28 protein-coding genes and 1 tRNA gene are annotated in these 25,744 nt (G+C 62.8%); 12 read left to right on the top strand and 17 right to left on the bottom strand.

Annotation, left to right across the window (positions count from 1 at the left end; genetic code table 11):
- Window positions 1-127 precede the first annotated feature (127 nt).
- Window positions 128-511 carry a DUF805 domain-containing protein gene (locus JVX98_RS20215; RefSeq protein WP_113536592.1) on the bottom strand — a complete coding sequence of 128 codons (384 nt, stop codon included), beginning with the start codon at window positions 509-511 and terminating at the stop codon, window positions 128-130.
- A 5-nt stretch (window positions 512-516) separates the two neighbouring features.
- Entirely contained in the window at window positions 517-1,374 is an 858-nt protein-coding gene (gene dapD / locus JVX98_RS20210; protein ID WP_034797345.1) for a 2,3,4,5-tetrahydropyridine-2,6-dicarboxylate N-succinyltransferase, read from the bottom strand.
- A gap of 364 nt (window positions 1,375-1,738) precedes the next feature.
- Between dapD and JVX98_RS20205 the strand changes: the two genes are divergently transcribed.
- Complete coding sequence (locus tag JVX98_RS20205; protein WP_034797342.1) at window positions 1,739-2,638, top strand: LOG family protein; 900 nt, start codon at window positions 1,739-1,741, stop codon at window positions 2,636-2,638.
- A 105-nt stretch (window positions 2,639-2,743) separates the two neighbouring features.
- On the opposite strand, the gene JVX98_RS20200 is transcribed toward JVX98_RS20205, so the two are convergent.
- On the bottom strand, window positions 2,744-3,265 hold the full coding sequence (locus JVX98_RS20200; protein WP_205237210.1) for an EF-hand domain-containing protein: 522 nt from the start codon (window positions 3,263-3,265) through the stop codon (window positions 2,744-2,746).
- 173 nt (window positions 3,266-3,438) lie between these two features.
- Window positions 3,439-4,152, bottom strand: coding sequence for a pyrimidine 5'-nucleotidase (locus tag JVX98_RS20195; RefSeq protein ID WP_205237209.1), 714 nt, complete (start codon window positions 4,150-4,152; stop codon window positions 3,439-3,441).
- A 159-nt stretch (window positions 4,153-4,311) separates the two neighbouring features.
- Between JVX98_RS20195 and JVX98_RS20190 the strand changes: the two genes are divergently transcribed.
- The 4 genes from JVX98_RS20190 to JVX98_RS20175 all read left to right on the top strand — a co-directional run bounded on the left by JVX98_RS20190 (window position 4,312) and on the right by JVX98_RS20175 (window position 7,996).
- On the top strand, window positions 4,312-5,103 hold the full coding sequence (locus JVX98_RS20190) for a sterol desaturase family protein (RefSeq protein WP_205237208.1): 792 nt from the start codon (window positions 4,312-4,314) through the stop codon (window positions 5,101-5,103).
- Window positions 5,104-5,161: 58 nt separating this feature from the next.
- A complete protein-coding gene (locus tag JVX98_RS20185) occupies window positions 5,162-6,076 on the top strand; it encodes a DMT family transporter (protein WP_192447989.1) in 915 nt (304 codons plus the stop codon).
- Between the two features lie 76 nt (window positions 6,077-6,152).
- Window positions 6,153-7,232, top strand: coding sequence for a bifunctional transcriptional activator/DNA repair enzyme AdaA (locus JVX98_RS20180; protein WP_205237207.1), 1,080 nt, complete (start codon window positions 6,153-6,155; stop codon window positions 7,230-7,232).
- Window positions 7,229-7,996, top strand: coding sequence for an isocitrate lyase/phosphoenolpyruvate mutase family protein (locus JVX98_RS20175; protein WP_205237206.1), 768 nt, complete (start codon window positions 7,229-7,231; stop codon window positions 7,994-7,996). The genes JVX98_RS20180 and JVX98_RS20175 overlap by 4 nt, the downstream gene beginning before the upstream one ends.
- Window positions 7,997-8,082: 86 nt before the next feature.
- Here the strand turns inward: JVX98_RS20175 and argB are convergent, their stop codons facing one another.
- Window positions 8,083-8,970, bottom strand: a complete 888-nt coding sequence (gene argB, locus JVX98_RS20170) for an acetylglutamate kinase (protein WP_065372260.1) — start codon at window positions 8,968-8,970, stop codon at window positions 8,083-8,085.
- 156 nt (window positions 8,971-9,126) lie between these two features.
- Between argB and JVX98_RS20165 the strand changes: the two genes are divergently transcribed.
- The 4 genes from JVX98_RS20165 (at window position 9,127) to msrB (ending at window position 11,802) form a co-directional block, all read left to right on the top strand.
- Window positions 9,127-9,666, top strand: coding sequence for a sigma-70 family RNA polymerase sigma factor (locus JVX98_RS20165; RefSeq protein WP_192447986.1), 540 nt, complete (start codon window positions 9,127-9,129; stop codon window positions 9,664-9,666).
- Window positions 9,663-10,382, top strand: coding sequence for an anti-sigma factor domain-containing protein (locus tag JVX98_RS20160; protein WP_205237205.1), 720 nt, complete (start codon window positions 9,663-9,665; stop codon window positions 10,380-10,382). Before JVX98_RS20165 ends, JVX98_RS20160 begins: the two co-directional genes overlap by 4 nt.
- Before the next feature lie 165 nt (window positions 10,383-10,547).
- Complete coding sequence (locus JVX98_RS20155) at window positions 10,548-11,105, top strand: fasciclin domain-containing protein (protein WP_043616880.1); 558 nt, start codon at window positions 10,548-10,550, stop codon at window positions 11,103-11,105.
- 205 nt (window positions 11,106-11,310) lie between these two features.
- Window positions 11,311-11,802: a peptide-methionine (R)-S-oxide reductase MsrB gene (gene msrB / locus JVX98_RS20150; RefSeq protein ID WP_205237204.1), complete on the top strand. Its 492-nt coding sequence runs from the start codon at window positions 11,311-11,313 to the stop codon at window positions 11,800-11,802.
- A 13-nt stretch (window positions 11,803-11,815) separates the two neighbouring features.
- Here msrB and JVX98_RS20145 read toward each other — a convergent pair whose 3' ends face one another.
- The 6 genes from JVX98_RS20145 to rpmH all read right to left on the bottom strand — a co-directional run bounded on the left by JVX98_RS20145 (window position 11,816) and on the right by rpmH (window position 16,644).
- Entirely contained in the window at window positions 11,816-12,352 is a 537-nt protein-coding gene (locus JVX98_RS20145) for a DUF1269 domain-containing protein (RefSeq protein ID WP_043616846.1), read from the bottom strand.
- Between the two features lie 150 nt (window positions 12,353-12,502).
- A complete protein-coding gene (gene yihA, locus JVX98_RS20140) occupies window positions 12,503-13,156 on the bottom strand; it encodes a ribosome biogenesis GTP-binding protein YihA/YsxC (RefSeq protein ID WP_043616883.1) in 654 nt (217 codons plus the stop codon).
- A 56-nt stretch (window positions 13,157-13,212) separates the two neighbouring features.
- Window positions 13,213-14,145 (bottom strand): DMT family transporter, encoded by a 933-nt coding sequence (locus tag JVX98_RS20135; RefSeq protein ID WP_205237203.1) that lies wholly within the window; start codon window positions 14,143-14,145, stop codon window positions 13,213-13,215.
- A gap of 158 nt (window positions 14,146-14,303) precedes the next feature.
- The gene (gene yidC / locus JVX98_RS20130) at window positions 14,304-16,091 is read right to left on the bottom strand and encodes a membrane protein insertase YidC (RefSeq protein ID WP_205237202.1); all 1,788 of its coding nucleotides are present in this window, start codon (window positions 16,089-16,091) and stop codon (window positions 14,304-14,306) included.
- A complete protein-coding gene (gene rnpA, locus JVX98_RS20125; RefSeq protein WP_034797300.1) occupies window positions 16,091-16,489 on the bottom strand; it encodes a ribonuclease P protein component in 399 nt (132 codons plus the stop codon). The genes yidC and rnpA overlap by 1 nt, the downstream gene beginning before the upstream one ends.
- A gap of 20 nt (window positions 16,490-16,509) precedes the next feature.
- Window positions 16,510-16,644: a 50S ribosomal protein L34 gene (gene rpmH, locus JVX98_RS20120; protein WP_077962533.1), complete on the bottom strand. Its 135-nt coding sequence runs from the start codon at window positions 16,642-16,644 to the stop codon at window positions 16,510-16,512.
- Window positions 16,645-17,041: 397 nt separating this feature from the next.
- Between rpmH and JVX98_RS20115 the strand changes: the two genes are divergently transcribed.
- The 3 genes from JVX98_RS20115 to JVX98_RS20105 all read left to right on the top strand — a co-directional run bounded on the left by JVX98_RS20115 (window position 17,042) and on the right by JVX98_RS20105 (window position 21,364).
- The gene (locus tag JVX98_RS20115) at window positions 17,042-19,045 is read left to right on the top strand and encodes a methyl-accepting chemotaxis protein (protein ID WP_192447981.1); all 2,004 of its coding nucleotides are present in this window, start codon (window positions 17,042-17,044) and stop codon (window positions 19,043-19,045) included.
- Window positions 19,046-19,487: 442 nt separating this feature from the next.
- Entirely contained in the window at window positions 19,488-20,969 is a 1,482-nt protein-coding gene (locus tag JVX98_RS20110; RefSeq protein WP_192447980.1) for a HAMP domain-containing sensor histidine kinase, read from the top strand.
- A gap of 318 nt (window positions 20,970-21,287) precedes the next feature.
- Window positions 21,288-21,364: transfer RNA gene (locus tag JVX98_RS20105), tRNA-Arg, on the top strand.
- A 236-nt stretch (window positions 21,365-21,600) separates the two neighbouring features.
- Here the strand turns inward: JVX98_RS20105 and JVX98_RS20100 are convergent.
- From JVX98_RS20100 to JVX98_RS20075, 6 genes are all read right to left on the bottom strand, one after another.
- The gene (locus tag JVX98_RS20100) at window positions 21,601-22,188 is read right to left on the bottom strand and encodes a hypothetical protein (protein WP_205237201.1); all 588 of its coding nucleotides are present in this window, start codon (window positions 22,186-22,188) and stop codon (window positions 21,601-21,603) included.
- A gap of 297 nt (window positions 22,189-22,485) precedes the next feature.
- Window positions 22,486-22,668, bottom strand: a complete 183-nt coding sequence (locus JVX98_RS20095) for a hypothetical protein (RefSeq protein ID WP_246764913.1) — start codon at window positions 22,666-22,668, stop codon at window positions 22,486-22,488.
- Between the two features lie 35 nt (window positions 22,669-22,703).
- Window positions 22,704-22,880: a MerR family DNA-binding transcriptional regulator gene (locus tag JVX98_RS20090; RefSeq protein WP_205237200.1), complete on the bottom strand. Its 177-nt coding sequence runs from the start codon at window positions 22,878-22,880 to the stop codon at window positions 22,704-22,706.
- Window positions 22,881-23,251: 371 nt separating this feature from the next.
- On the bottom strand, window positions 23,252-23,683 hold the full coding sequence (locus JVX98_RS20085) for a DUF1810 domain-containing protein (RefSeq protein WP_205237199.1): 432 nt from the start codon (window positions 23,681-23,683) through the stop codon (window positions 23,252-23,254).
- Between the two features lie 39 nt (window positions 23,684-23,722).
- The gene (locus tag JVX98_RS20080; protein ID WP_205237198.1) at window positions 23,723-24,709 is read right to left on the bottom strand and encodes an aldo/keto reductase; all 987 of its coding nucleotides are present in this window, start codon (window positions 24,707-24,709) and stop codon (window positions 23,723-23,725) included.
- A 191-nt stretch (window positions 24,710-24,900) separates the two neighbouring features.
- Window positions 24,901-25,485 carry a YigZ family protein gene (locus tag JVX98_RS20075; RefSeq protein WP_205237197.1) on the bottom strand — a complete coding sequence of 195 codons (585 nt, stop codon included), beginning with the start codon at window positions 25,483-25,485 and terminating at the stop codon, window positions 24,901-24,903.
- Between the last annotated feature and the right edge of the window lie 259 nt (window positions 25,486-25,744).

The following is a 25,744-nucleotide window of genomic DNA, read 5'->3' as shown; positions in this document are numbered from 1 at the left end:
GGATATCGGTCGTAGAGCCCAGGACGAACGGATCGTCTCGGCGCCAATTGCCGCGGCCAACACGTCGCGGGCCTGTCATGGCGCGCTACATACGCGCTCGCGCGGTTCTTGTACAGGGGCGAAGGCTTCAGGGGCCGGGTTCGTCGCTGCGCGCGCCGAATTCGTTGGGCCCCTGATCGCCCGGCCAGAGGCAAAGGGCGATGAAGACGACCGGGCTCAAGACCGGGATAAATAGAGTGAGGGAAAGCGGGCCGGGATAGCCGATGTCGTGCAGGCGCTTGATCGCCAGCAGCGCGATGGAGGGTAGCGAGACGAGGCTCGAGACGACGAATGCCAGCGTCCAGAGCGCCAGCACCGTCTCGTTGCCCTCGTTGGCGACCATCCGGGCGACCATGAAGCCGCCGATCAGGAACCAGAACAGCCAGGAGAGAAAGAAGGGCAGGCGGCCGATGCGACCGGAGGGGCTGAAGAACAGCCAGGTCATGCTCGGCTGCGGCCCCTCCGGTGTCATCGCAATCAGTCCCGAAGCAGTTCGTTGATGCCGGTCTTCGAGCGGGTCTTTTCGTCGACGCGCTTGACGATGACAGCGCAATAGAGGTTCGGCGCCGGCTGGCCGTTGCCCATGGTCGAGCCCGAAGGCATCGAGCCCGCGACGACGACCGAGTAGGGCGGCACTTCGCCATAGGTCACTTCGCCGGTGGCGCGGTCTACGATCTTGGTCGACTTGCCGATGAAGACGCCCATGCCGAGGACGGAACCTTCGCGCACGATGCAGCCTTCGACGACTTCCGAGCGGGCGCCGATGAAGCAATTGTCCTCGATGATCGTCGGGCCGGCCTGCATCGGCTCCAGCACGCCGCCGATGCCGACGCCGCCGGAAAGGTGCACGTTCTTGCCGATCTGGGCGCAGGAGCCGACGGTCGCCCAGGTGTCGACCATCGTGCCTTCGCCGACATAGGCGCCGAGATTGACGAAGGAGGGCATCAGGATGGCGTTGGGGGCGATATAGGCCGAACGGCGCACGACGCAGTTCGGAACGGCGCGGAAGCCGGCCTTCTCGAACTCGTTGACGCTCCAGCCGTCGAACTTCGAGGGCACCTTGTCCCACCAGACCGACTGGCCCGGGCCGCCCTTGACGATTTCCATCGGGTTGAGGCGGAAGGAGAGCAGCACGGCCTTCTTCAGCCACTGATTGACCGTCCAGTTACCGTCTTCGCCGCGCTGGGCGACGCGGACCTTGCCGCTGTCGAGCAGGTTCAGCGCCGTCTCGACGGCATCGCGCACCGCGCCGCGGGTTCCGGTGTTGACGGAATCGCGGTCTTCAAAGGCGGCTTCGATCGTCTGCGACAGGGAGGCGAGGTCGTGGTTCGTCATCGGAATTCCTTAAAGTTCGGCGGTTATCCTGCGAAAGCTCTACTGCATAAATCCGAAAATCGGAATCGATTTAAGGACAAAATTATGCAGCAGATCTAGCTGCTGCAGCGACCTTGATATGTCCCGAGCGGCAGCGGCTGCACGACATGATCCTGAAAAGTTGAAGGGCTTTTCAGGTCGCCGCAGTGGCCGGGGCTTGGCAAACTGAGGCGAACACGGCACTACAGCGCCGCGTGCCCGTTCGGGATACGCAAGGGCGCCGCAGCGCGCTGCTGCGCTTGCGACCTTCATGACCGAGGATTGAGGATAGGACGCGTCTGGACGAGATGCCGATTGTCCGGAACGCGACGGGAAAGACGAGAATATGGCACGCATGAAGAAGCGCGCTCTGCGCCGCAAAGATGGGGTCTGGGATCCGCTGGCCGACAGCTCGCAGAGCCGGCAACGCGCACAGACCGTTCCGGTCACGCCGCAATCGGCTTCGCCTTCCTATCGCCTCGCCTATATCGACGACGATTTTCTCTGCCGCGAGGAGCTGCGCCCGATCCGGCTGCAGCTCGAACTCTTAAAGACCGAAATGATGCTGGAGGAGCGCGGCATCAACTCCACCGTCGTCATGTTCGGCGGCGCTCGCATTCCCGAGCCCGGCGGCGACGCCTGGGCGGCGAAGAACGAAACGCAGCGTAAGAACCTCGAAGCCGCCTCGGTCTATTACGAGGAAGCACGCAAGTTCGCGCGGCTCTGCTCCGAGCATTCGGCCAAGCTGCACTACAAGGAATATGTCGTCGTCACCGGCGGCGGGCCGGGCGTGATGGAGGCGGGCAATCGCGGCGCCGATGATGTCGGCGCGCCGTCGATCGGCCTCAACATCGTGCTGCCGCACGAGCAGGCGCCCAACCGCTACGTGACGCCGGAACTGTCGTTCAACTTCCACTATTTCGCGATCCGTAAGATGCATTTCCTGCTGCGGGCGAAGGCCGTCACCGTTTTCCCCGGTGGCTTCGGCACACTGGACGAACTGTTCGAGACGATGACGCTGATGCAGACCGGGCGCCTGGCGCTGGTTCCGCTTATTCTGTTCGGGGAAAAGTTCTGGCGCTCGATCGTCAATTTCGAGGCGCTCGCCGAATTCGGCACGATCGCGCCCAACGATGTCGATCTGGTCCAGTTCGTCGAAACGGCCGATGAAGCCTGGGATATCATTTCCCGCTTCTACGAAACGGTCGACCCGAAGTCCGTTCCGATGGCAAACGGCCGCCGCTGATCGCAGCGGTTCGAAAAAGCGCATAGCCCCTCGCGCGGGTTGCAAGGGGCTATGGGCTAGGCAGGAGCCTCTCCACCGGGCGGTGGGGAGAGAGAAGAGCTCCCGTCAGATCTTTTTGGTGAAGTCGGCCGCGTCGATGACGCCGTCGCCATTCTTGTCGCGCCGCTTGAACATCGCTTCGGCCGCGCTTGAAACTTCGCTGGCGCTCAGGGAGCCGTTGCTGTCGGTATCGACGCGCTTGAAGGCCTTCGGCTTGAGCCCAGGCAGCATGGCCGGGCGGGCTTCCTTCAGCTTGGCAAGGGCGGTCTCGCGCTCTTCGCCGGTCTTCGCCTTGGCGTCCTTCCAGGCCTTGCGCGCCTCGCGGAAGGCTTCGCGCTTCACCTTCATCTCTTCGGTGCTGATCTGGCCGTCGCCATTGGTGTCGAAGGTTTTGAAGTTGTCGGAGATCCGCGCCTGGAACTCGGTGAGCGAAACCTTCTGGTCCTTGTTGGTGTCGAGCCGCTCAATCATGCGCTGGCCGCGCTGCTCGGGCGTCATCTTATCGCGGGCGGCAAAGGAGGGGGAGGCCATTCCGGTGACGGCGACGGAGAGTGCAGCCACGCCGAGGATCAGGGTCTTGTTCGGCATCATGCGTCCTTTCGATCGGTTGTTTCTGATCGCAAGGATAGACGCAGGTGCAGCCGGCACCAGTTAAACTTTGGTAATTTAAGTCATTGGCCGAAAAGGGGTTTTTCGGCGGCGAAATTGTGTCGGGGCGCGCGCGACACCGTCTCTGCGGTGTTCCACCCGCGTCCGTTTTTCTAGAGATCCGTGAGGAGACGGCGCAGGAAGCCCGTGAGGTCTTCCGTCACGTAGTCGATCTGTTCGTCGGTGTCGTTCGACTTTTCCCAGGATTCCGCAAAGGTGTATTCGAGGTTCTGCGGCACCAGCAGCACAGTCTTCATGCCCAGCGCTTTCGGCACCAGGAGATTGCGCGGCAGGTCCTCGAACATGGCGGCATTGCGGGTATCGACCCGGTGCAGGCTCATGAACTTGTCATAGGTCTCGCCGGCGGGCTTCGGCACGAAATCGGCGGCGACGATGTCGAAGATGTCGTCGAAATGGTCGAGGATGCCGAGTGCCCGGGCCGTCATCTGCGCATGGGCAACACTGCCATTGGTGAAGATGAACTTGCGGCCAGGAAGCGACTTGATGGCCTCGCCGAGCGCCGGGTCGGCCGGAACGATCGAATAGTCGATCGCATGCGCCTGCTCGAGGAACTCGTTCGGATCGATGCCGTGATGGACCATCAGGCCTTTGAGCGTCGTGCCGTGGTCGCGGTAGTAATCCTTCTGCAGCTTCTTGGCGTCGGCCGGCTCCAGCGACAAAAGCTTCGCCACATAGGCCGTCATGTTGCGGTCGATCTGCGCAAACAGGTTGACGTGGTGCGGATAGAGCGTGTTGTCGAGGTCGAACACCCAGTCGGTGACATGGGCGAATTCGGAGCGGGTCGGCAGGCGGTCGAGCTTTTTCATGACCGCCTTATGACACGGCCAACCGTGGCGGCAAACGGGAAAATAGCGATGCGGGGTGCGGGGGGCGTAATGCTCGCGCATAGATTAGCGCTTTGAATTGGCAGTTGTGCGTGGCATCTTCCGGCTCGCGCGGTTTTTGGCTCGGGGACGCGGATGCCAATGTCTGACGAAGTGTTTTATCTGCTCTTTCTGTTCGGATTTTACACGTTCACGGTCGTCACCTATTTCGCGCTCGGCCATGGGATCACATGGCTCAACGAGCGAAACCCCGAGCGAAAGATCCAGAAGGGACGCGGCTCCGACAAACGCCGCAGCGCCGAGATCCGCCAGAGCCTCAAATCGATGTTCAGCGCCTGCCTGCCGCTGACGATCGGGCTTTACGCCCAGCAGAAGGGCTGGGCGCCGGCGCCCTGGACGCTCACCTGGTGGAACGCCCTGCCGCTCTTCGTGCTCAGCATGATCCTCTACGATGCCTGGTTCTATTTTATGCACCGGCTGCTGCACACCAAGTGGCTCTATCCGCTGCATGCCCTGCATCATAAAAGCGTCGCACCAACAATCTGGAGCACCTATTCGGAAGACGTCGTCGACAACTTCCTGCTTCAGAGCTTTTCGGCCGTCGTCGTTTTCGTCGTGCCGTTTCCGCCGCTGGTGCTCGTCGCCCATCGGCTGTTCGAACATTTCAACGGCATGATCGGACATTGCGGCTTTGAATATTTTGCCGCTTCGACTGCGCGCTACCCGTCTCCGCTGCTGTGCACGACGTTCCATGATCAGCACCATTCGGGCTTCAGGTACAATTACGCCAACTACTTCTCCTTCTGGGACCGTGTGCTCGGGACGCTCGCGCCCAATTACGATCAGCGTGTGAAGACCTTCGAGGACGAAGCGCCGCGGATCACGATCAGCGAGGGCACCGAACTCGCAGAGGCGCGGGAACGGGCAGAGTAGCGGTCGGTCCGTTAGGTGGTCCTTGGCAATGAGCCGGCCTGCATGCTAGCTCGAAACGATGGAAACCTGGGTCCTCATCACCATCGCCGCGGCCTTCCTTCAGAATGTCCGCTCCGCAATGCAGAAACACTTGAAAGGCGTCATGGGCACGACGGGTGCGACCTTCGTGCGCTTCGGCTTCGGCCTGCCGTTCGCCTTCCTCTATCTCCTTGTGCTCTGGCAGGTGGTGGGCCGTCCGCTGCCGGTGCCGAATGGCACATTCTTCCTCTGGGCGGTGATCGGGGGGCTTGCGCAGATTGCCGCGACCTTCCTGCTCGTCCATCTCTTCTCCTTCCGCAACTTCGCCGTCGGCACCGCCTATTCGCGCACCGAGCCGGCGCAGGCGGCTCTCTTCGGTCTGATCTTCCTCGGTGAAAAGGCGAGCGAGGGTACGCTGGTGGCGATCGCCATCTCGGTCGTCGGCGTGATGCTGATTTCGGTGGCGCGCACGACCCTGAGCGCGCGCACGCTGGTGACCTCCGTATTCTCGCGCACGGCCGGCATCGGCCTGCTGTCCGGCACCTTCTTCGGCCTTTCGGCCGTCGCCTACCGTTCGGCGTCGCTCGCACTGGCGCCGAGCCTGCCGGCACCCGACTACATGATGCAGGCAAGCTTCACGCTTGGCTTCGTCATCCTCCTGCAGACCGTCGTCATGCTGATCTGGATCGTGCTGCGCGAGCGCGACGAGCTACCGCGCATCGCGGCCGCCTGGAAGCCGGCCTTTGTTGTCGGCTTCGTCGGCGCGTCTGCCTCCTTCGGCTGGTTCATGGCGATGACCCTGCAGCAGGCGGCCGTCGTCAAGGTCGTGGCCCAGGTGGAAATGCTCTTCACCTTCGCCTCGTCCTTCTTCATCTTCCGGGAATGGATCAACCGGCTGGAGCTTTTGGGCTGCCTCCTGATCGTGCTTGGCGTCGTAATGCTGGTCCTCATCTGAAGACGGGCGCTGATCTCACAAAATAGACGCCCGAAAACCGGCGTCGCCCGACCCCGCGGCGTGCTAGAACGGCAGCATGTTGTTCGATCTCCCCTCCGATGACACGCTCTACGATGCACTGATTGCGCGCAGCAGCGACTACGAAGGTTCCGCCTTCGTCTGCGTCAAGACAACAGGCGTCTTCTGCCGCCTGTCTTGCCCCGCCCGCAAGCCGAAGCGGGAGAATACGATCTTCGTCGGCTCGATCGGAACCTGCCTGGAGACGGGCTTCCGCCCCTGCCAGCGGTGCCGGCCGCTTGCCACCTTCGGCGCCAAGGACCCGCTCGTCCAGGAGCTTCTGCAGGCACTGGAAGCGGCGCCCGAGCGGCGCTGGAGCGAGGACGATCTCGTTCGCCGCGGGCTCGATCCGTCGACCGTCCGGCGTGCCTTCAAGCGCGCGCTCGGCATTACCTTCCTCGATCTCGCGCGGCATCGCCGCCTGGGGCTCGCCGCCCGCCAGCTCGCGGACGGCGGGCGGGTGATCGATGCGCAGCTCGAGGCCGGCTATCAATCGCCGAGCGGCTTTCGCGCCGCCTTCCAGCGCCTGCTCGGCGATGCGCCGGCGGCAGCCCAGGGGAGGGCGCTGCTCTCGTCCGACTGGATCGAAACGCCGATCGGGCCGATGGTCGCGGTTGCCGATGCGACGCACCTCCATCTGCTGGAGTTCCACGAACGCAAGGCGCTGCCGACGGAACTGGAGGCGCTGAAGCGCGCGACGCGCTCGGCCATCGTTCCCGGCCGGACGACGCCGATCGACCAGATCGAAGGCGAGCTGAAGAGCTATTTCGCCGGCGAGGCGAGCGGATTTCAAACCCCGCTTGCGCCTGGGGGGACGCCCTTCGAGCGCAACGTCTGGGCGAAGCTCGTGAAGATTCCCGCCGGCGGAACGCGTTCCTATGGTGACATTGCCCGCGAGGTCGCTACCATCCAGTCCGCTCGTGCGGTCGCCAAGGCCAACGGTTCCAACCGGATCGCCATCGTCATTCCGTGCCACCGTTGCCTCGGCGCGGATGGTTCGTTGACCGGCTACGGCGGCGGGCTATGGCGCAAGCAATGGCTGCTTCGGCACGAGGCGAAGATGAAACCAGTCAGCCTATTGGTGGAGGAAACGCAATGAACCAGAAGGAAAAGGCGCTCGCCTTTGCCGCCCTGCATAAAAAGGGCGACCCGGTCGTGCTCTACAATATCTGGGACGCCGGCAGCGCCAAGGCGGTGGCCGAAGCCGGGGCCAAGGCGCTTGCGACCGGAAGCTGGTCGGTGGCCGCCGCCCACGGCTTTGGCGACGGCGAGAAGGTGCCGCTGGCATGGCTTTCCGATATCGCGCGCCTGATCGTGGCTTCGACCGACCTGCCCGTCAGCATCGATTTCGAGGGCGCCTATTCCGACGACCCGGCGACCGGTGCCGCCAATGTCTCGCGCATCCTTGACGTCGGCGCCATCGGCATCAATTTCGAGGACCAGATCGTTGGCAAGGGCGGCGTGCACCCGGTCGAAAAGCAGGCGACGCGCATCCGCGCCATCCGCGAGATGGCCGACCGGCGCGGCATCCCCCTGTTCATCAACGCCCGCACCGATCTCTTCCTGCAGGAGGGTGACGAGAACCGGCATGCCGGCCTCGTCGTCGAGGCGATTGCCCGCGGCAAGGCCTATGCCGAAGCCGGCGCCAGCGGCTTCTTCGTGCCGTGGCTGGTGGACGAGGCGCTGATCGCCAAGGTCTGTGCTGCCTCTAGCCTGCCCGTCAACATCATGATGCGACCGACCGCACCCGACCTGAAGGCGCTCGCCCGCGCCGGCGTCTCGCGCGTCAGCTATGGCCCGGGGCCGTATCGCGTGATGATGGAGAAGCTGAAGGCGGCGGCGACCGAGGTCTACCAGAGCTGATCGGATCTCGCTGTTCAAAACAAAAGCGGGAGAGGGCCGATGCCTTCTCCCGCTTTTTTGTTTGAAGCGATGGTTGCTGAAGCCGATCAGGGCACGATCAGCGTGCCGGCGCCGCGCTCGGTGAAGATTTCGAGCAGCACCGAATGGGCGGTCTTGCCATTGAGGATGACGACGCCCTGGACGCCCGCCTTGATCGCGTCGATGCAGGTCTCGACCTTCGGGATCATGCCGCCGGAGATCGTGCCGTCGGCAATTAGTGCACGCGCCTGGGAAACCGAGAGTTCCTTGATCAGGTTGCCCTGCTTGTCGAGCACGCCCGGAACGTCCGTCAGGAACAGCAGGCGCGTGGCGTTGAGCGCGCCGGCAATCGCGCCGGCAAAGGTATCGGCGTTGATGTTGTAGGTGTGGCCGTCACGGCCCGGCGCCACCGGCGCGATCACCGGGATCATTTCCGAGCGGGCAAGCAGGTCGATCAGCGTGCGGTCGACTTCGACCACTTCGCCGACGAAGCCGAGATCGAGCACGCGCTCGATGTTGCTGTCCGGATCCTTGATGGTCTTGCGCGCCTTTTCGGCGAAGACCATGTTGCCGTCCTTGCCACAAAGGCCGATCGCCCATTCGCCTGTTTGGTTGATGAGTGCGACGATCTCCTTGTTGATCGAGCCGGCCAGCACCATCTCGACGATCTCGACGGTCTTTTCGTCGGTGACGCGCAGGCCGCCTTCGAACTTCGATTCGATGCCCATCTTCGTCAGCATCGCGCCGATCTGCGGGCCGCCGCCATGCACGACGATCGGGTTGACGCCCGACTGTTTCAGAAGCGCGATGTCGCTGGCAAAAGCGCGGCCGAGCTCGCTGTTGCCCATGGCGTGGCCGCCATATTTGACGACGATCGTCTTGTTTTCGTAGCGCTGCATGTAGGGCAGGGCCTGGGTGAGCAGGCGTGCCTGGATTTCACTTTCATTGGCGGACATGGCGGACCCTCGAAAAATACCGGCTGCTGTTTAGCGCAAGTTCCGGACCGAGGGAATGATCGGCGAACAAGATAAAGCCGGAATGACGGAACGGCTGGCACATTGTGATCAGCGCCCTATCTCCGTTCGTGAACGAGGCTTTGGGGCGCGCACTGGATGATGGACGAGGACATAGCCGGGCTGCTCGGCCGCATTTCGCTCGGCGACCGCGATGCCTTTTCCGAACTCTATCGCCAGACCAGCCCGAAACTCTTCGGCATCTGCTTGCGTATCCTTGCAAACAGGAGCGAAGCGGAAGAAGCCCTGCAGGAAATCTACGTCAAGATCTGGCAGCGCGCCGGGCGTTTCGCGCAAGGACAGGCGTCGGCGGCGTCCTGGCTGGCGGCGATCGCGCGCAATCAGGCGATCGATCTCATCCGGGCGCGCAAACCAGCCGCCAACGTGATTGACGAAGCCTACGATTTGGCTGATCCTGCTGCCGATCCGGAAAAATCGGCAGTGGTGAAAGCGGAGGGCAGGCGGATCGACGCCTGCATGGAGGAGCTTGAAAAAGACCGCGCGGAAGCGGTGCGGCGCGCCTATGTCGAGGGCCTGAGCTACCAGGAACTGGCTGACGTCTTCGCGGTGCCGCTGAACACGATGCGGACTTGGTTGAGGCGCAGTCTCCTGAAGTTGCGAGAGTGTATGGAGCGATGACAACACCAACCCCAGAGGGCCGGGACTTTCGCCGCGACGAGGTGATTGCGGGCGAGTACGTGCTCGGCGTGTTGTCTGCCGACGATCGCCGCAAGGTCGAAGCCCGGCTTGCCTCCGATCGCAACTTCGCCGCCATGGTCGACCGCTGGCAGAGCAACCTATCCTCCTTCGACGAAGCCTACGATCCGGTGGTGCCTCCACCCAGGACCTTCGCCGCGATCGAGCGGCAACTGTTCGATACGTTTCGGCCGGAGCCTGCGCGGTCCCGCGGGCTGTGGCATTCGCTGGCGCTCTGGCGTGGGTTGGCGCTGGCCTCGCTCGCCGCGCTGATGGTGATGGCCGCCTCCATGGCCGGCCTGTTCGAGACGCCCTCGACCGGTGCTTCGCTCGTTGCAGAGCTTACGGGCAAAGGGGCCGCCATCGATCTCGTCGCCCGCTTCGACCGGGCATCGGGCCGCCTGCATGTAACGCCGGTGGCCGCCAGCCAGGCGGAACAGAAATCCCTCGAACTCTGGCTGATCAACGGCAGCAATCCGGCGATTTCGCTCGGTGTTTTGCCGCAGACCGGGGAAGGCGAAATCGCCGTGCCGTCAACGTTCCGCTCGAGGATCTCCGCCGGTTCGGTTCTTGCCGTCAGCGTCGAGCCGCTCGGCGGTTCGCCAACCGGCGTGGCCACTGGACCGATCATCGCGCTCGGCAAGGCGCGAAACCTCTGATCACAGCAGCCTATTAAATATCGTTATTTATCAGTCGGCTAACTTTCCCCGCGAATTCCTGAAACTCTTTCTGTCGTCCTTCCGTTGCTTGTCCTGTTCCCCGCAGGGAACGGCAGCTTCGGCGGGCGGCGCTATGCCGCCTCCCTCAACAGGAAGGAAGAGAAGATGTTCACGTCTGCCATCCGCTTGGTCGCAACAGCGTCCGTCCTCGCAGCAAGTGCATTCGTCGCCCACGCCGAAAATCCGATGGTCGGCGGCGCGCCGATGTATGCGGAGAAAAACATTGTCGAAAACGCGGTCAATTCCAAGGATCACACGACGCTGGTCGCCGCCGTCAAGGCCGCCGGCCTGGTGAAGACGCTGGAGGGCAAGGGGCCATTCACGGTGTTTGCGCCGACGAATGCCGCCTTTGACGCACTGCCGGCCGGTACTGTCGACACGTTGCTGAAGCCGGAAAACAAGGACAAGCTCGCCAAGGTCCTGACCTGCCATGTGGTTGCCGCCGACGCGATGTCGGCGACGATTGCCGAGATGATCAAGAAGGACGGCGGCGAGCATGACGTCAAGACGGTCGGGGGCTGTGTGCTGAAAGCCAGGGAAGATGGCGGCAAGCTGATGCTGACCGACGAAACCGGCGGTACCGCGACGGTAACGATCGCCGACGTCAAGCAGTCGAACGGCGTCATCCACGTGATCGACAAGGTTCTCCTGCCGAAAAGCTGACCCTCTGTAGCGCCGGGCCGCTGCCAGCGGCCTGGCGCATCTGTCTACGGGATGGCTTTTCGCCGCGTCACGACGCTTTGAACGGCATTGTTTTGCAGTGCCTCCGTCCGGGCGATATCGTCGATCTCGACATCCGACAAATCGACAACTTACAGCGCACCGCACGAATGATCGTAAAGCGCTTTAGGTCAGGTAGGAGGTTATCATGATCAGCCGGCGCGTCTTCCTGATGGCAGGCACGGCATTGGCCGCAGCATTCGCGGTTCGCGGCCTCACGCCGCTGGCATGGGCTGCGGGAACGGAGACCTTCGAAGTCGTCAAATCCGATGCCGAATGGCGGGCGATCCTCACCGACGACCAGTACCGAATCCTGCGGCACGAGGATACGGAGCGCCCCTTTACCAGCGCGCTCAACCACGAAAAGCGCAAGGGCACGTTTCAATGCGCCGGCTGCGCGCTACCGCTCTATTCGTCCGCGGCGAAATATGACAGCGGCACGGGCTGGCCAAGCTTCTGGCAATCGCTCCCCAATGCCGTGGCGACACGGGAAGACAATTCGCTGCTCATGACCCGGACGGAATGCCATTGTCGCCGTTGCGGCGGCCACCTCGGTCACGTCTTCGACGACGGCCCGCCACCGACCGGCAAGCGCCATTGCATCAATGGCTTGGCGCTTGCCTTCGCGATGTCTCGATAAGCCAGCCGGACGACTAGGCGCCGGCAGGCGGCGTAGCCGGTGCTGCGCCGGAGAGGGCTGCCTGCAGCTTCTGCTCCTGTTCTGGCGAAAGCGACGTCTTCAGCACGCGGCCGCGCAGGTCGGGGAATTCGGCGAGAACCTTTTCCGGCTGAACCTTGCGCACCAGGATGAACAGAGCGGAGGAATTGTTCGGGATGGTGTTGCCGAGCGACTTGATGAATTCGTCGTCGATGCCGTAGTCGCTGAGCGACCCCGAAAGAGCGCCGGCACCCGCGCCAAGCGCGCCGCCGATTGCAAAGCCCGCCAGCGGATTGAGGAACAGAAGGCCGACCAGGCCGCCCCAGAGCGAGCCGGAGAGCAGGCCCGAGGTGGCGCCGACGGCCGTCAGGTTGAGGCTCTGCTTCAGGTGGACCTTGCCTTCGGTGTCGCGCACGACGACCACCGCATCCTCGAGGTCGATCAGATATTCCTTCTTCAGCCCGGCGAGCCGGACCAGAACCCTGTCAGCCTCCTCGGGGGAATCGAACCCGACAACGATCAAATCGGACATGTCTCACTCCTATCTCTGGCCGCGCCACCGTTCTGGGCGCAACGCAGAGATAGAGCGGATTGCATGTCGGGGTAGTGACAGAGATCAAAGACAGAGGATTGGCAGCGGTTGTCGAGGCCGCGCCGCCCCGGGTTTGTCCCGCGGGTTCCGCTAGTGGGCAATCGCCGTGGCGATCGCGGCCCGCAGTTCCTCGAGACCTTCCCCCTTTTCCGAAGAGGTCGAAAGGACCTCCGGATAGGCCGCCGGATGCTTCTTGATCTTTTCGAGCGTCTCGGCGACCAGCCGCGGTACGCCGGCGGCCTTGATCTTGTCGGTCTTGGTCAACACGAGCTGATAGGAGACCGCTGCCTTGTCGAGCAGGTCGAGCACCTCGTCGTCGTTCTTCTTGATGCCGTGACGGCTGTCGATCAGCACATAGACGCGCTTCAGCGTCGAGCGGCCGCGCAGATAGTCGAAGACGAGTTTCGTCCAGGCATCGACCTGGTCCTTCGGCGCCTGGGCATAGCCGTAGCCGGGCATGTCGACGAGCGCCATCGGCGGCAGGTCGTCGGCCTCGCCGGAAAAACCGTCCGGCACGAAGTAGTTGAGTTCTTGCGTGCGGCCAGGGGTATTGGAGGTTCTCGCCAGGCCCTTGTGGCCGACCAGCGCGTTGATCAACGACGATTTGCCGACGTTCGAGCGACCGGCAAAGGCAATCTCGGCCGGTCCTTCGGGTGGCAGGAATTTCATGGCGGGAACGCCGCGAATGAAAATCCACGGCCGGCCGAACAACGGCTTGTCGTCTTTGGGTCTGGTATCGGCCATCGGCGGTCGGTCCTTCATCGAGAAAGTCCTTGGCTTCAAGGTTTTGGCCGTGGATGTCAAGGCGTCGGCGTGCGGACCGGCCGTGTGGGGATGGTTTGCGTCCGCCGGAATTCGTTGAGCAAGTAGGCAAGCAACGCCAGAAGAATGAAGGTGCCGCCGACGATCGTCCGGCTGCTCGGCACTTCGCCATGGATGATCGCGACCCAGAGCGGCCCCAGCACGGTTTCCGCCGTCCCGAGCAGTGCGGCCAGCGCCGAGGGCACCAGCCGGGCGCCGGTGACGAAGAGCGCCATGCCAAGCCCGAGGTTGAAGGCGCCGAAGACGAAGAGCAGCGCGAGTTCGCCTCCGCTCACCGCCAGGCCCGATGATTGGCTGGCGGCAATGCCGCTTGCGGCAAAGCAGCCGAAGCAGGTGGCGGGCGTCATGCGCACATGCGGGTAGCGGCGGGTAATGACGGTTGCCAGTGCGAACACGACGGGGATCAAGAGCGCCAGCGCGTCGCCGACCGGTGACATTGTTCCGGTCAGGCTTTCCGACACCATGATCCCGACGCCGAAGATGACCGCGGTGATCGCCCCCCACGTGAAGCGGGAGACCCGTTCGCGAAACAATACCCAGCTCATCAGCGCTGCAAACAGCGGCACACCGGCGCCGAGCAGAACGACATTGGCGATCGTCGTGTAGGAGATCGCAATGATGAAGGACGTCGAGGCGATGGTGAAACAGAGCCCGACGGCGATGCCCGGCCAGCCCATGCCCTTGAACAGCGCCACCGTGCCGCGCGGTCCGTCGCGCACCAGCATGAAGGCGAGCAGGAACAGGCCGGCGAACAGGCAGCGCCAGAAGACGATCGTCCAGCTGTCGGAAATGTGCAGGAAGCGCGCAATGGCCCCGCCGAAGCTCCAGAAGAAGGCCGAGCCGAAGACGAGCAGGGCGCCAAGCTTCTCGTTGGCGGCAAACGGGGCGGAAGTGGCCGACGGGTCGGTCATGGCAAGTTGTCCTGGAGCAGGGGGACGCTGATTTCAATAACGCCAGATGCCCGGACCGCACGCCCGCGTCAACGCCATCCGCGTGTCGCGCCGCGGCGTGGAAACAAAAAAGCCCCGGACCGAAGTCCGGGGCTCTGCGATTGTGGTGTCGGCCGGCGTCATTCCGCCGGTTTGGGTTTCTTCGAGAACAGGCCCTTCAGATTGTCGAAGAGCTCGATCTTCACGCCCTGGCGCTTCATGATGATCGACTGCTGCAGCACCGAAAGCGTGTTGTTCCAGGCCCAGTAGATCACGAGACCGGCCGGGAACGAGGCCAGCATGAAGGTGAAGACCACGGGCATCCAGGTGAACAGCATCGCCTGGGTCGGATCCGGCGGCGTCGGGTTCATGCGCATCTGCACGAACATGGTGACGCCCATGATGATCGGCCAGACACCGAGGTGCAGGAAGGCCGGACCGTCGAACGGCAGGAGGCCGAAGAGGTTGACGATCGTCGTCGGATCGGGCGCCGAAAGGTCGTGGATCCAGCCGAAGAACGGCGCGTGGCGCATCTCGATGGTGATGTAGATCACCTTGTAGAGCGCGAAGAACACCGGGATCTGGATGAGGATCGGCCAGCAGCCTGCCAGCGGGTTGATCTTCTCTTCCTTGTAGAGCTGCATCATCGCCTGCTGCAGCCCCATGCGGTCGTCGCCGAACTTCTTCTTCAGTTCCTCCATCTTCGGCTGAACCTTCTTCATGTTCGCCATCGATGCGTACTGCTTGTTGGCAAGCGGGAAGAACAGACCCTTGACGACGATCGTGGTGATCAGGATCGCGATGCCGAAGTTGCCGAACAGACGGAAGAAGAAATCCATCATTTTGAACATCGGCTTGGTGATGAAGTAGAACCAGCCCCAGTCGATCAGCTTGTCGAAGTTGGGGATCGAGTAGGCCACTTCATAGTTGTCGACGACAGGAACTTCCTTGGCGCCGGCAAAGACGAGGTTCTTGATTTCCGAGGACTGGCCAGGCGCGACCGTGATCGCGTCGCTCTTGTAGTCGCTCTGGTAGCGGGCGCGACCGTCGGTAAAGTGCGTGAAGCGGGTGTCGTAGGGGGTTGCCTGCGGCGGAACGATGGCCGCTGCCCAGTACTTGTCGGTGATGCCGAGCCAGCCGCCGGTAGCCTTGCCCGGCTCGACCGACTTTTCGTCTTCGATCTTGCCGTACTTCAGTTCCTGCAGGCCGTGCTCGCCAAGCACGCCGATGAAGCCTTCATGCAGCACGTAGACGCTCGGCGTCGTCGGCTTGTTGAAGCGGGTCACGCGGCCGTAGGAGGAAAGGCTGAGGGGCTCGGCTGCGCCGTTCTTGATGCTGTCGACCACCTGGAACATGTAATGTTCGTCAACCGAGATGGTGCGGTTGAACGTGACGCCCTTTTCGTTGGTGAAGGTCAGCGTCACCGGGGTTGCCGAGGTCAGTTTGTCGCCGCCCGAAAGCGTCCAGACGGTCTGCGGGCCGGGCACGGTGCCGGTCGCGTCGCTGCCGACATAGCCGATTTCGGCAAAGTAGCCGTCAGCGGTTTCAGCCGGGCTGAAAAGGGTGATGACCGGGCTCTTCGGATCGACCGTCTCGCGGTACTCCTTGAGCTTCAGGTCGTCGAAGCGGGCGCCGGTCAGGTTGATGGAGCCGGAAAGCGCCGGCGTGTCGATCGCAACGCGAGCCGACTTGGCAATCGCCTGGTCGCGGTTTTCACCGGCACCCGGGATTGCGCCGCCGCCCGGCAGGGCCTGGCCTGGCGTCTGCTGTGTCGGTGTTGCCGGCTGCGACTGTGCCTGCTGGGCCTGCAGCGCTTCCGCAGCGATGCGTTCCTTTTCAATCTTCGGATTGACGTAAAGGAACTGCCAGGCAATGAGGATCAGCACGGACAGGCCAATCGCCACGAAATAGTTGCGGTTTTTTTCCATCATAGTTTCCTGGAACCGGCCGGCGGCCGCTTCTGTTTCGGCTTGTTTTCGATGCGCTCGTGAAGGCCCCGGGTCAAGGCGTCGAAGGGAGCATTCAGGAGTTCGCGTCGGGCGACAATCACATAGTCGTGTCCGGGTTTCATTGCAAACCCGGCGGAAAGCCGCACCGCCTCTTTCAGGCGTCGGCGCATCCGGTTTCGCTCGACGGCATTGCCGTGTTTCTTGGTCACGGTGAAGCCGACGCGGGCTTCGCCTTCCGGATCGTTGCGGTCGAGCACTTCGAGGAGAAACAGGGGGCCTCTGCGGCCTTCTCCAGCCCGAACGGCCAAAAACTGCGGACGGCTTTTCAGCCGCCCGACAGTCGTTTTGTCTTTATCTGACGTCATGTGCCCGGACACTGGTTTCGGGCAGTTTCGGCTTAAGCCGAAAGACGCTTGCGGCCACGAGCCCGGCGGGCTGCGAGGACCTTCTGGCCACCCTTGGTAGCCATACGCGAACGGAAGCCGTGGCGACGCTTGCGGACAAGCTTGGACGGTTGGTAAGTACGCTTCATTTATTTAATACCGCGGTGTGCGGCCCTTCTTGGGTTTGCGTGTAGCAAGGAGCGTTTACGTTATCGGACATGGCTCCGCCATTTCGGGCAGGAGGGCTTGACCGGACGTGGGCGGCTTATAAGGGGAATTTTCCCGGAAAGTCAATTGCGGGCGGCGATTCAGTGGCGACAGCGCCGCAAAAAGCGCCGGTGCACCCGCCAATGGCGATCCGTCGGACCGCGAAAAGGAAGGTCAACTAGCCGAGATTGGTAAAGGGAGCCCTAACTGGATCTCCCCAGAATGCCGGTCGAGGCCGACGAGCTTTATTAACCACGCCTATTTTAGGGTCTTCCCGGTGCATATGGGGCGGCGGCATGTCCGATAATCGGACGCTCTCGTCACTCCGTGGAGGTCGGGATGAAAATACGCGGAAAGATCAATCTAATCGTCGGCATCATGAGCATGCTGGCGATCGCTGTGACCGGCATGTCGCTGGTGGCGGTCAACAAATACAACGAAAAATTCCATCAGTACGAGAACGTTGCGGAGCGCGCCTTCAATGCCGAGCGCCTCAACCGCCTGGTGACCGCGGTGGTGATGGAATCGCGTGGCATTTATGCCGCCCCGACCCTTGAGAAGGCAAAGCCCTTCGCCGAAGGCATTCGCAAGAATCTCGACAAGATCGATACGCTGCTCGCCGAGTGGCGCCTGCTGATCCCGGCTGAAACCATGGCCTCCTTCGACACGCTGGTCGCGCGCGCCGCGGAGTTCAAGGCTTTCCGCGTCGAGACCGCCCGTCTTGGCGAGGAAGTTTCGCCGCAGGCTGCCAACGAGCAGGGCAATACTGACGCCAATCGCGCCAACCGCAAGGCGTTCCAGGAGCAGATCGACGGCGTCGTCGACATCAACCTGAAGACGCTTGAAGTCGTGACGGCTGACGTTGCTGTCTTCGAGCGCGGCGTGATCATCACGATTCTTGCTATCGCTGGCCTTGGCCTCATCGCCGGCATAGGCGCGGCATTCTATATCGCCACCAACCATCTGAGCCGTCCGATCCTCGAGTTGACCGGCAAGATGAAGCAACTGGCTGGCGGCGATCTCACCGCAGACGTGCCCTTCGTGGGCCGCACGGACGAGATAGGCGAAATGGCCGAAGCCGTGCAGGTCTTCAAACAGAACGGCCTGGCCGTGCGCGACCTCAATGCGCAGGAAGCGGTGTTGCGTGAAAAGAGCGCCGACCTGCAGTCGAGCATCGGTGTCGTCGTTGCGGCCGCCGCCGCCGGCGATTTCACCAAGCGCATCGGCAAGGACTACGAGAACGACGACCTCAACCGCTTTGCTGGCAGCGTCAACGAGCTGGTCGGCAGCGTCGATGCCGGTATCGCCGAAACCCGCCGGGTGATCGCGAGCCTTGCGGCCGGCGACCTGACCCAGAGCATGAACGGCCACTACCAGGGCGCCTTCGCCGAGCTGCAGAAGAACGTCAACGAGACGCTCTCCACGCTGCAAAAGACGCTGCGCGAGGTCCGTGTGACGACCGACTCGATCAACGGCAATTCGTCCGAGCTGCGTTCGGCCGCCGACGATCTGTCGAAGCGGACGGAACAGCAGGCCGCCGCCCTTGAGGAAACGTCTGCAGCGCTCGATCAGATCACGGTCGCCGTCAAGAGCTCCACCGAGCGGGCGCAGGAAGCGACCGTCATGGTCAACGAGGCCAAGCACAGCGCCGCGCAGTCGGCAGCCGTCGTGCGCAACGCCGTCGACGCCATGGGCCGGATCGAGCAGGCCTCGAGCGAAATCGGCCAGATCACCAACGTGATCGACGAAATCGCCTTCCAGACCAACCTCCTGGCGCTGAACGCCGGTGTCGAGGCGGCCCGAGCAGGTGACGCGGGCAAGGGCTTCGCCGTCGTCGCGCAGGAAGTGCGCGAGCTCGCCCAACGTGCCGCAAGTGCCGCCAAGGATATCAAGTCGCTGATCTCCAAGTCTGGCAGCGAAGTGGCAACCGGTGTCCGCCTGGTGCAGGAGACCGGTTCGGCGCTTGGCGAGATCGAGGAACGGGTCCTGAAAATCAACGACCACATCCACTCGATCGCGACCGCCGCACGCGAACAGTCGACAGGCCTCAGCGAAGTCAGCACCGCCGTCAACCAGATGGACCAGGTGACCCAGCAGAACGCTGCCATGGTGGAAGAGGCGAATGCCGCAACCCACAAGCTCTCCGGCGAAGCCAACAATCTCGCCAGCCTGATCGCCTACTTCAAGGTCGACCATGTTGCCGCGCGGCCGATCGCCGTGGCCCGCGAGACGGCCCAGCCGGTCGCATCGCCGGCGCGGCGCATGATGGGCAACGTCGCCCGCGCCTTTGGCGGCGGCGGCGCCGCTGCGGCGGCCGCCAAGGACGATTGGGAAGAGTTCTGATCGGCGGCTTGCCTCGCCAGGTGATTGGAGCCCGCGGTGCCACAAGGTGCCGCGGGCTTTCTGCTTTTGAAGCCATCAAGACTTGCCCCTGATCATGGGCAGGGCTGTCGTCGTCGTCCGCAACGGCGCCACGCGAACTGTTCCCTGGGTGACTTACATCGATGCCAATTCTGTGCAGGTAGGTCGAGCCGAGGCGGCGGTGTGCCGAATTTTTCTTCGGCGATGCAAGGGGAGAAAGATGAGCGGGATGCGATCCTTGGTCATGATCGACGGCACGAGACGGAGAGATGGCCGCGCCTATGCCGCACCCTCCAAAGTCCGTCTGCGATTGGAAAAACGGCGGCCATCTCCTATTATGCGCTTCAGGCGCGATGCCCCATGGCCCGGATGTTCATACGGGGTCCCAGGCGTTTTGGTTGACGGGCAGGAAAGTTTTTAAGGCATGACGGAAGAAACACGTCCGGCGAAGGCAGGCGAGGCATTGAGAACCAGTGCCGGGTTTTTCCGCGGTCTATCCGGCAAGCTGCTGCTGTTGACCATCGTTTTCGTCATGCTGGCCGAAGTGCTTATTTTCGCTCCGTCCGTTGCCACCATGCGTATCCGCTGGCTCGAGGATCGGCTGAATACGGCAGCGGCCGCAGCCGTCGTCGTCGACGGCCTGCAGAATGTCGAGCTGCCGCGCAGCGTCCAGAAGGACACGCTGATGGCGACCGGCACCAAGGCGATCGTCATCCGGCGCAAGGATGCCTCGCGCATGATCGCGCTGACCGACATGCCGCTCGAGATCCAGGGCGAATACGACGTCGCCAATTCCACCGCCGTTGCGGCCATCCGCGATGCCTTCGACACGCTGCTTTTCGGCGGCGACCGCGTGATCCGCGTCTATGGTCCGCTTGGCGAAAGCGACGCGACGATCGAGCTCCTGATGAAGGATGCGAGCCTGCGCAAGGCGATGCTCGTCTACTCGCGCAATGTCTTTGTCCTGTCGCTGATCATTTCGCTGATCACCGCGGCGCTGATCTTTCTTGCCATCAACCGCATGCTGATCGCGCCGATCCGGCGGATGACGGCGAACATGCAGGACTTTTCCAACGACCCGGCCGATCCTGCCCGCGTGCTCGTGCCGCCGCAGGGCCACGACGAACTCGCCGTCGCCGGCCAGCATCTCGCCAGCATGCAGCGCGAACTGCAAAAGACGCTGAAGCAGCAGAAGAGCCTGGCCGAACTCGGGCTCGCGGTGTCGAAGATCAACCACGACATGCGCAACATCCTGTCCTCGGCGCAGCTGATTTCCGACCGGCTGGCCGATGTGGACGATCCGGTGGTCAAGCGCTTCGCGCCGACCCTGTTGCGCACCATCGACCGCGCCGTCGGCTACACCCGCGAAGTCCTGTCCTACGGTCGCACCACCGAGGCCGAGCCGCATCGGCGCTTCGTCGCGCTGAAGCCGCTGGTCTCCGATGTCGCCGAACTGCTGGCGATCGATCCGCAATCCGGCATCGATTTCCAGATCCAGATGCAGGACGACCTCGAAGTCGACGCCGACAGCGAGCAGCTCTTCCGGGTGGTGCACAATATCTGCCGCAACGCCGTGCAGGCGCTGACCAATCACGAACCCGAGGACGGGCGCCCACGCGCCGTTGTCGTCTCCGCCATGCGCATCGGCAGCGTCGTCACCATTTCCGTGGACGACACTGGCCCCGGCATGCCGCCCAAGGCGCGAGAAAACCTGTTTGCCGCTTTCCGCGGCTCGGCGCGCTCAGGCGGCACCGGACTTGGGCTGGCGATCGCGCGCGAGCTTGTACTTGCCCATGGCGGCACCATCGCCCTCGTCGAAAAGCCGACGCCCGGCACGCTGTTTCGCATCGAACTCCCCGACCGCCCGGTGCCGCTCGACGCCTTCCGTTCGAAGTTCCGCCACTAGAGCCGCACATTCACCCTCCTAGGTGTCAGCCGTAGCCCCTGATGATTCCGTGTTTGGGCAGGATCTGCCCGGCCACGGCGCGCGGCTCGCCCGGCGTACGGGCGGCGCAGGGGCACCCCAAATTATTTTCTGCAGTCGGGTCCTGCGGCGGCATCCCTTGCTTTCCAGCGGGTTCAGCGCCGGCGCGGCCGCCTCCGTCCACAGCAAAGCGGACATGTCGTCGTAAAAATGAAATTTTTTACAGAACGGCGCTTGCAATCCCCGAAAGGACCCTTTAGAGAACCGCTCACGCAAGCGGTTCGACCGCTTCAGGCAAAAGCACCCGTAGCTCAGCTGGATAGAGCACCAGACTACGAATCTGGGGGTCAGGAGTTCGAATCTCTTCGGGTGCGCCATTCTTTTCAATGACATAGATGATGTCTAGATCCGGTTCTTCTGGATCCCACCTTGGGTCGCGCGTCGCGACCTTGCGTTTCGCGACGCGCCTCTCACATCCCTCAAGTGTCTTTCGTTTGCAATGTTCCGTGGGCCAGGCTCGCGGCTGGTGAATCGCCGCTAACTTGCTTCACGGGATCCGAAGCAAGCAGCGCTCGATCCTGAAGAATCGCGTTCGCCTAGTCCGGTTGATCGCTCAGGATTGGCCTACGCTGTAGCCCTTCTCGACGAGCCAGGCATCGTGAAGCCACTTTTCCGTTCCGCGGCGGCCGGGAAAGCTGATCCAGTGAATGTCGCGCTCGAACACAATGACCTTTCGGTCCGCGCCGACGATGACCCCCATCCAGAGGCCGTCGGCCTGGTTGCGCATCTTGACCTTCATGCCCGTGAGGGTCAGGTCTTCGCTGCGGCCGTTGCGGGCAACCCGCAGGGGTTCGTCGTGCGGGTCGATCCAGCTGATCCTCATTCCGGGCAGAAGGTCTGGCGCTGCCTCGCGCAGGAAATCCTTGGCGATTGCCTGCGCGTCCTCGCGGGTCGGCAACGGGCGGCCGACCAGATCCAGGTCGATCCGGGCAAAGCCCTTGAGGCGGCCATCGTCGGCGATGACGGTGCTGAAATGCTCGGCGCCGAGCGTTGCATTGCGCCCGTCGGCGCGCGCGTAGCGGACGAGTTCCGCAGCTTCACCGTCGACGATGGCGGCACGGCGGCCCGCCTCGCGGTAACCGGCGGGCATGAAGGCGCCGATGGTGGCGGGTCGAGCGCTGTCGGCTGCAGCGGGCCTCACTCCTGTCTCTGCGAAGGCCATGTTTGCGGTTGCCGTGCCGGCGGCAAGGCCAAGGGCGACGAGGACCGCGAGAGGGCGTCTGTGCGGGCATGTCCAGAGCTCCTTTTGTGTGTTTTGGGGGAGGCGGTAGGTGGTCATGAAACCGATCGCGGATCGCCGAGGGGGCACTTGAGAGGCGGATGTTGCCGACAACGGAAGCGGAGTGCCGGCAGGGAGCTGGCGGGGCACGTGGATCTATGAATGAAACCTGACGTCAGGTGTAGATTTAGTATGTGCCAAATCCCGTTCGTGCCGCGTTTACCTTCGCCGCGCCTCGGCGATCAGCCCGTGCATGTGGGTGATGTTGTTTTCGAGGTCCGGTTTGAATGTCGAGAGTTCGTCGAGTTGGGCATTCGTCTTGTCGAGCTGTGCCTGCAGGATTTCCAGCACGCGCTCCTTGCCCCGGATGCCGCTTGCGTCCTCGAAATAGAGGTCGATCACTGCGGCGATCTCGTCGAGGCTGAGACCGAGACGCTTCAGCGCCGCGATCTTTCCAGCCGTTTCGCGGCGGTTTCGTCATAGTAGCGGTAGCCGGCCCCTTCGCGCTCGGCCGGCTTCACCAGGCCCAGCCGCTCGTAATAATGGATCGTGCGCTGGCTGACGCCGGCCCGTTCCGACCGGTGGGGCTTCAGGCGCCGGGTCAGTTCCGGCAACGCCGCCCTTCGAAAGGATTAGGAGACAATAATATATGTTAGTATATAATGATTTACGCTTCTCGTGAGCGGTGTTGCGGCGGCGAACAGGCCGGGTTGCTACGATCAAGACCCGATCACGAAAGCACCGGCGGGTTCACGATCTTTTGACGCCGAAGTGTGAAAATCGGTCGAGCGGCTTCCTATATGAAGGAGGAAGGGGCCGCTCGAAGAAAGGAGGTGCCGATGTATCGCTATATGATGAAAGAACTGCTGGTGATTGTTGCTGGCCTTTCGGTTTGTGCCTTCATGATCCTGTTCTTCCTGATCAATTCGACACCCAACCTCTGAGGGTCGCCGAAGCGCGCTTCCTGAGCGCTTGAACGCCGGCATCAACGCCGCTGCGCCAGGATTTCCATAGTGCGCCGATCCTTCTCTCCCGCGAAATAGCGCTCAAGCGCCACTCCGAACGGCCCCCCGTCTTTCTCGACCTCGGCAAACAGGGTCATCGATGACCGGAACTTTATGTCATCGGGGCTTGAGAAAATGTCGTGGGCCGAGCTGCCCGTAACCACATTGGCGCGCTCGGTGCATTCACGCAGCCTCGGGCCGAGCACCGGGTGGGCGAGATAGGCCGACGCTTCGTCGAGCCCGGAGATCGCATAGCGCTGTGCCATCGGCGAATGGCCAAGGCCGGCAAGCTGCGGGAAGACAAACCACATCCAGTGGGTTCGCTTGTGGCCATGCCCGAGTTCATCGAGGACCGCGGCATAGGCGCGGTCCTGAGCGTCGACAAACCGTTGCAGGTCGAAGGGGTCGGTCATCGCTGCACCTCCCTTGGCCCCCCGTCGGCGAGGCGTCAGTTACCAGCGGTGATGAACATGAACCTTCACCAGCCGCTCGTAAACCGCTGCAATCGCTGCCTTCGTGTCGTCGTCGATGGCGGCAAGCTCGCTGGCGGCCGCGTTGGATTGCGCCTGCGCCTCGTTGCGGGCGCCCGGGATCACCACGGAGACCGCCTGCTGCTCGAGGATCCAGCGTAGCGCAAACTGCGCCATAGGCACGCCCTGAGGCGTGAGCGGGCGAAGCTGCTCGACGGCTTCCAGCGCCGCTTCGAACGGCACGCCGGCAAAGGTCTCGCCGACATCGAAGGCTTCGCCATGGCGGTTGAAGTTGCGGTGGTCGTCTGCGGCAAAGGCGGTTTCGCGGTTGATCTTGCCCGAAAGCAGACCGGAGGCGAGCGGCACGCGCACGATGACGCCAACGTTCTTTTTCTGCGCTTCCGCGAAGAACAGCTCGTGCGGGCGCTGGCGGAAGATGTTGTAGATGATCTGCACGGTCGCAACGCCGGGATATTCGATCGCCTTCAGCGCTTCCTCGACCTTTTCGACCGAGACGCCGTAGTGGCGGATCTTGCCCTTGGCTACGAGCCGGTCGAGCGCGCCGAACAGCTCCGGCCGATAATAGACTTCGGTCGGCGGGCAATGGAGCTGTACCAGGTCGAGCGTCTCGACGCCGAGATTGGTAAGGCTGCGATCGATGAAGGCCTCGATGTTTTCGCCCGTATAGCCTTCGGTCACATGCGGGCTCAGCCGGCGGCCGGCCTTGGTCGCGACGAAGGGCCTGTCGCCACCGCGTTCCTTCAACACCGCTGCAATGATCTTTTCGGAGCGGCCGTCGCCATAAACGTCGGCCGTATCGACAAAGGTGACGCCAGCATCGAGCGCCGCATTGAGCGCCCGCTTGCCGTCCGCCTCGCTGACATCTCCCCAGGAGCCGCCAATTTGCCAGGCGCCGAAGCCGATCTCGGATATGGTTGCGCCGGTCTTGCCAAGAACTCTCGTCTGCATGGTGCTGTCTCCTGTTGTGCGTCATCGAACATACGCTGGGTGGAGCACTTCTATTATGACTGATCTGATCGCGTAAATTAGAGCGAGATGTGGAGCGGGAAACCGCGCACATATTTTCTCAATGCTGTCGCAGGTGCCCGATCAAGAAACGCGATTTCGATAGGAGGTTAGGTCCGCGAGCGCGCCGGGCGTTAGTCGTCGAGCGATACCACTGCCTTGCCGCGGCTGAGATCGACGACCATGCCGAGGATCGCCTCCGCCTCATCCTTGCGCAGGTCTACGCTCAGAACCGGGCCTTTGTCCGTGAAGCTCTCGTTGACGATGGTGACGTCGCGGGCAAGAAGCCGCGCCTTGATCAGCGCCATGTCGGAAAAGTCGACGGCGACAGTTGCGCGCACGGTTTCGATCATCTCGATCTTTTCCGCGGCGCGAAGGCAGAGCGCCGCTGTGCCGCCATAGGCGCGCACCAGGCCGCCGCTGCCCAGCAGAATGCCGCCGAACCAACGGGTCACCACGACGGCGACGCGGTCGAGCTCCTGGCCGTCTATGGCCGCGAGAATGGGCTTCCCGGCCGTGCCGCTCGGCTCGCCGTCGTCGCCGAAGCGATAGGCCTGGCCGATGCGCCAAGCCCAGCAATTGTGGTTGGCCGTGGAATCGGAATGGGAGGCGAGGAAGTCTTTCGCAGCCTGTTCGTCGGCGATGGGCGCGGCAAAGGCCAGAAAGCGGCTCTTCTTGACGTCCTGGTTTGCCGTTTCAATGCGCTTGAGGGTGAACATGGCTGCTTCCGTTTCTTGAGAAGCTGATAACGGATTGTTGGGGGCGGCGCCACAATGGCTTGGATCAGCGCCGGGTCTGGCGCGGCGCTGTAATTGATGCCGCGTTTTTCCACCGTCATTCCTTTGCTTGCCAAAGCAATCCAGTCACGGCGCGTCTGCGCCGTGGGAAGACTCATTTCTGTTGAGGCATTCTTTCGCGCCGCCGACGCGGCGCGGCTGGATCCCTGTGATGGGGCACAGGGGATGAGGTGGAGAGGGG

Origin of the sequence: Ensifer sp. PDNC004, from assembly GCF_016919405.1 — a bacterium.
Classification (GTDB): Bacteria; Pseudomonadota; Alphaproteobacteria; order Rhizobiales; family Rhizobiaceae; genus Ensifer.
The sequence above is the reverse complement of the archived record's forward strand: the minus strand, read 5'-3'. Positions and strand labels throughout refer to the sequence as shown.

Coding starts and splice junctions, on each gene's coding strand:
- JVX98_RS20215 (WP_113536592.1), bottom strand. CDS start 511: ATGACACCGGAGGGGCCGCAGCCGAGCATGACCTGGCTGTTCTTCAGC.
- dapD (WP_034797345.1), bottom strand. CDS start 1,374: ATGACGAACCACGACCTCGCCTCCCTGTCGCAGACGATCGAAGCCGCC.
- JVX98_RS20205 (WP_034797342.1), top strand. CDS start 1,739: ATGGCACGCATGAAGAAGCGCGCTCTGCGCCGCAAAGATGGGGTCTGG.
- JVX98_RS20200 (WP_205237210.1), bottom strand. CDS start 3,265: ATGCCGAACAAGACCCTGATCCTCGGCGTGGCTGCACTCTCCGTCGCC.
- JVX98_RS20195 (WP_205237209.1), bottom strand. CDS start 4,152: ATGAAAAAGCTCGACCGCCTGCCGACCCGCTCCGAATTCGCCCATGTC.
- JVX98_RS20190 (WP_205237208.1), top strand. CDS start 4,312: ATGTCTGACGAAGTGTTTTATCTGCTCTTTCTGTTCGGATTTTACACG.
- JVX98_RS20185 (WP_192447989.1), top strand. CDS start 5,162: ATGGAAACCTGGGTCCTCATCACCATCGCCGCGGCCTTCCTTCAGAAT.
- JVX98_RS20180 (WP_205237207.1), top strand. CDS start 6,153: ATGTTGTTCGATCTCCCCTCCGATGACACGCTCTACGATGCACTGATT.
- JVX98_RS20175 (WP_205237206.1), top strand. CDS start 7,229: ATGAACCAGAAGGAAAAGGCGCTCGCCTTTGCCGCCCTGCATAAAAAG.
- argB (WP_065372260.1), bottom strand. CDS start 8,970: ATGTCCGCCAATGAAAGTGAAATCCAGGCACGCCTGCTCACCCAGGCC.
- JVX98_RS20165 (WP_192447986.1), top strand. CDS start 9,127: ATGATGGACGAGGACATAGCCGGGCTGCTCGGCCGCATTTCGCTCGGC.
- JVX98_RS20160 (WP_205237205.1), top strand. CDS start 9,663: ATGACAACACCAACCCCAGAGGGCCGGGACTTTCGCCGCGACGAGGTG.
- JVX98_RS20155 (WP_043616880.1), top strand. CDS start 10,548: ATGTTCACGTCTGCCATCCGCTTGGTCGCAACAGCGTCCGTCCTCGCA.
- msrB (WP_205237204.1), top strand. CDS start 11,311: ATGATCAGCCGGCGCGTCTTCCTGATGGCAGGCACGGCATTGGCCGCA.
- JVX98_RS20145 (WP_043616846.1), bottom strand. CDS start 12,352: ATGTCCGATTTGATCGTTGTCGGGTTCGATTCCCCCGAGGAGGCTGAC.
- yihA (WP_043616883.1), bottom strand. CDS start 13,156: ATGGCCGATACCAGACCCAAAGACGACAAGCCGTTGTTCGGCCGGCCG.
- JVX98_RS20135 (WP_205237203.1), bottom strand. CDS start 14,145: ATGACCGACCCGTCGGCCACTTCCGCCCCGTTTGCCGCCAACGAGAAG.
- yidC (WP_205237202.1), bottom strand. CDS start 16,091: ATGGAAAAAAACCGCAACTATTTCGTGGCGATTGGCCTGTCCGTGCTG.
- rpmH (WP_077962533.1), bottom strand. CDS start 16,644: ATGAAGCGTACTTACCAACCGTCCAAGCTTGTCCGCAAGCGTCGCCAC.
- JVX98_RS20115 (WP_192447981.1), top strand. CDS start 17,042: ATGAAAATACGCGGAAAGATCAATCTAATCGTCGGCATCATGAGCATG.
- JVX98_RS20110 (WP_192447980.1), top strand. CDS start 19,488: ATGACGGAAGAAACACGTCCGGCGAAGGCAGGCGAGGCATTGAGAACC.
- JVX98_RS20085 (WP_205237199.1), bottom strand. CDS start 23,683: ATGACCGACCCCTTCGACCTGCAACGGTTTGTCGACGCTCAGGACCGC.
- JVX98_RS20080 (WP_205237198.1), bottom strand. CDS start 24,709: ATGCAGACGAGAGTTCTTGGCAAGACCGGCGCAACCATATCCGAGATC.
- JVX98_RS20075 (WP_205237197.1), bottom strand. CDS start 25,485: ATGTTCACCCTCAAGCGCATTGAAACGGCAAACCAGGACGTCAAGAAG.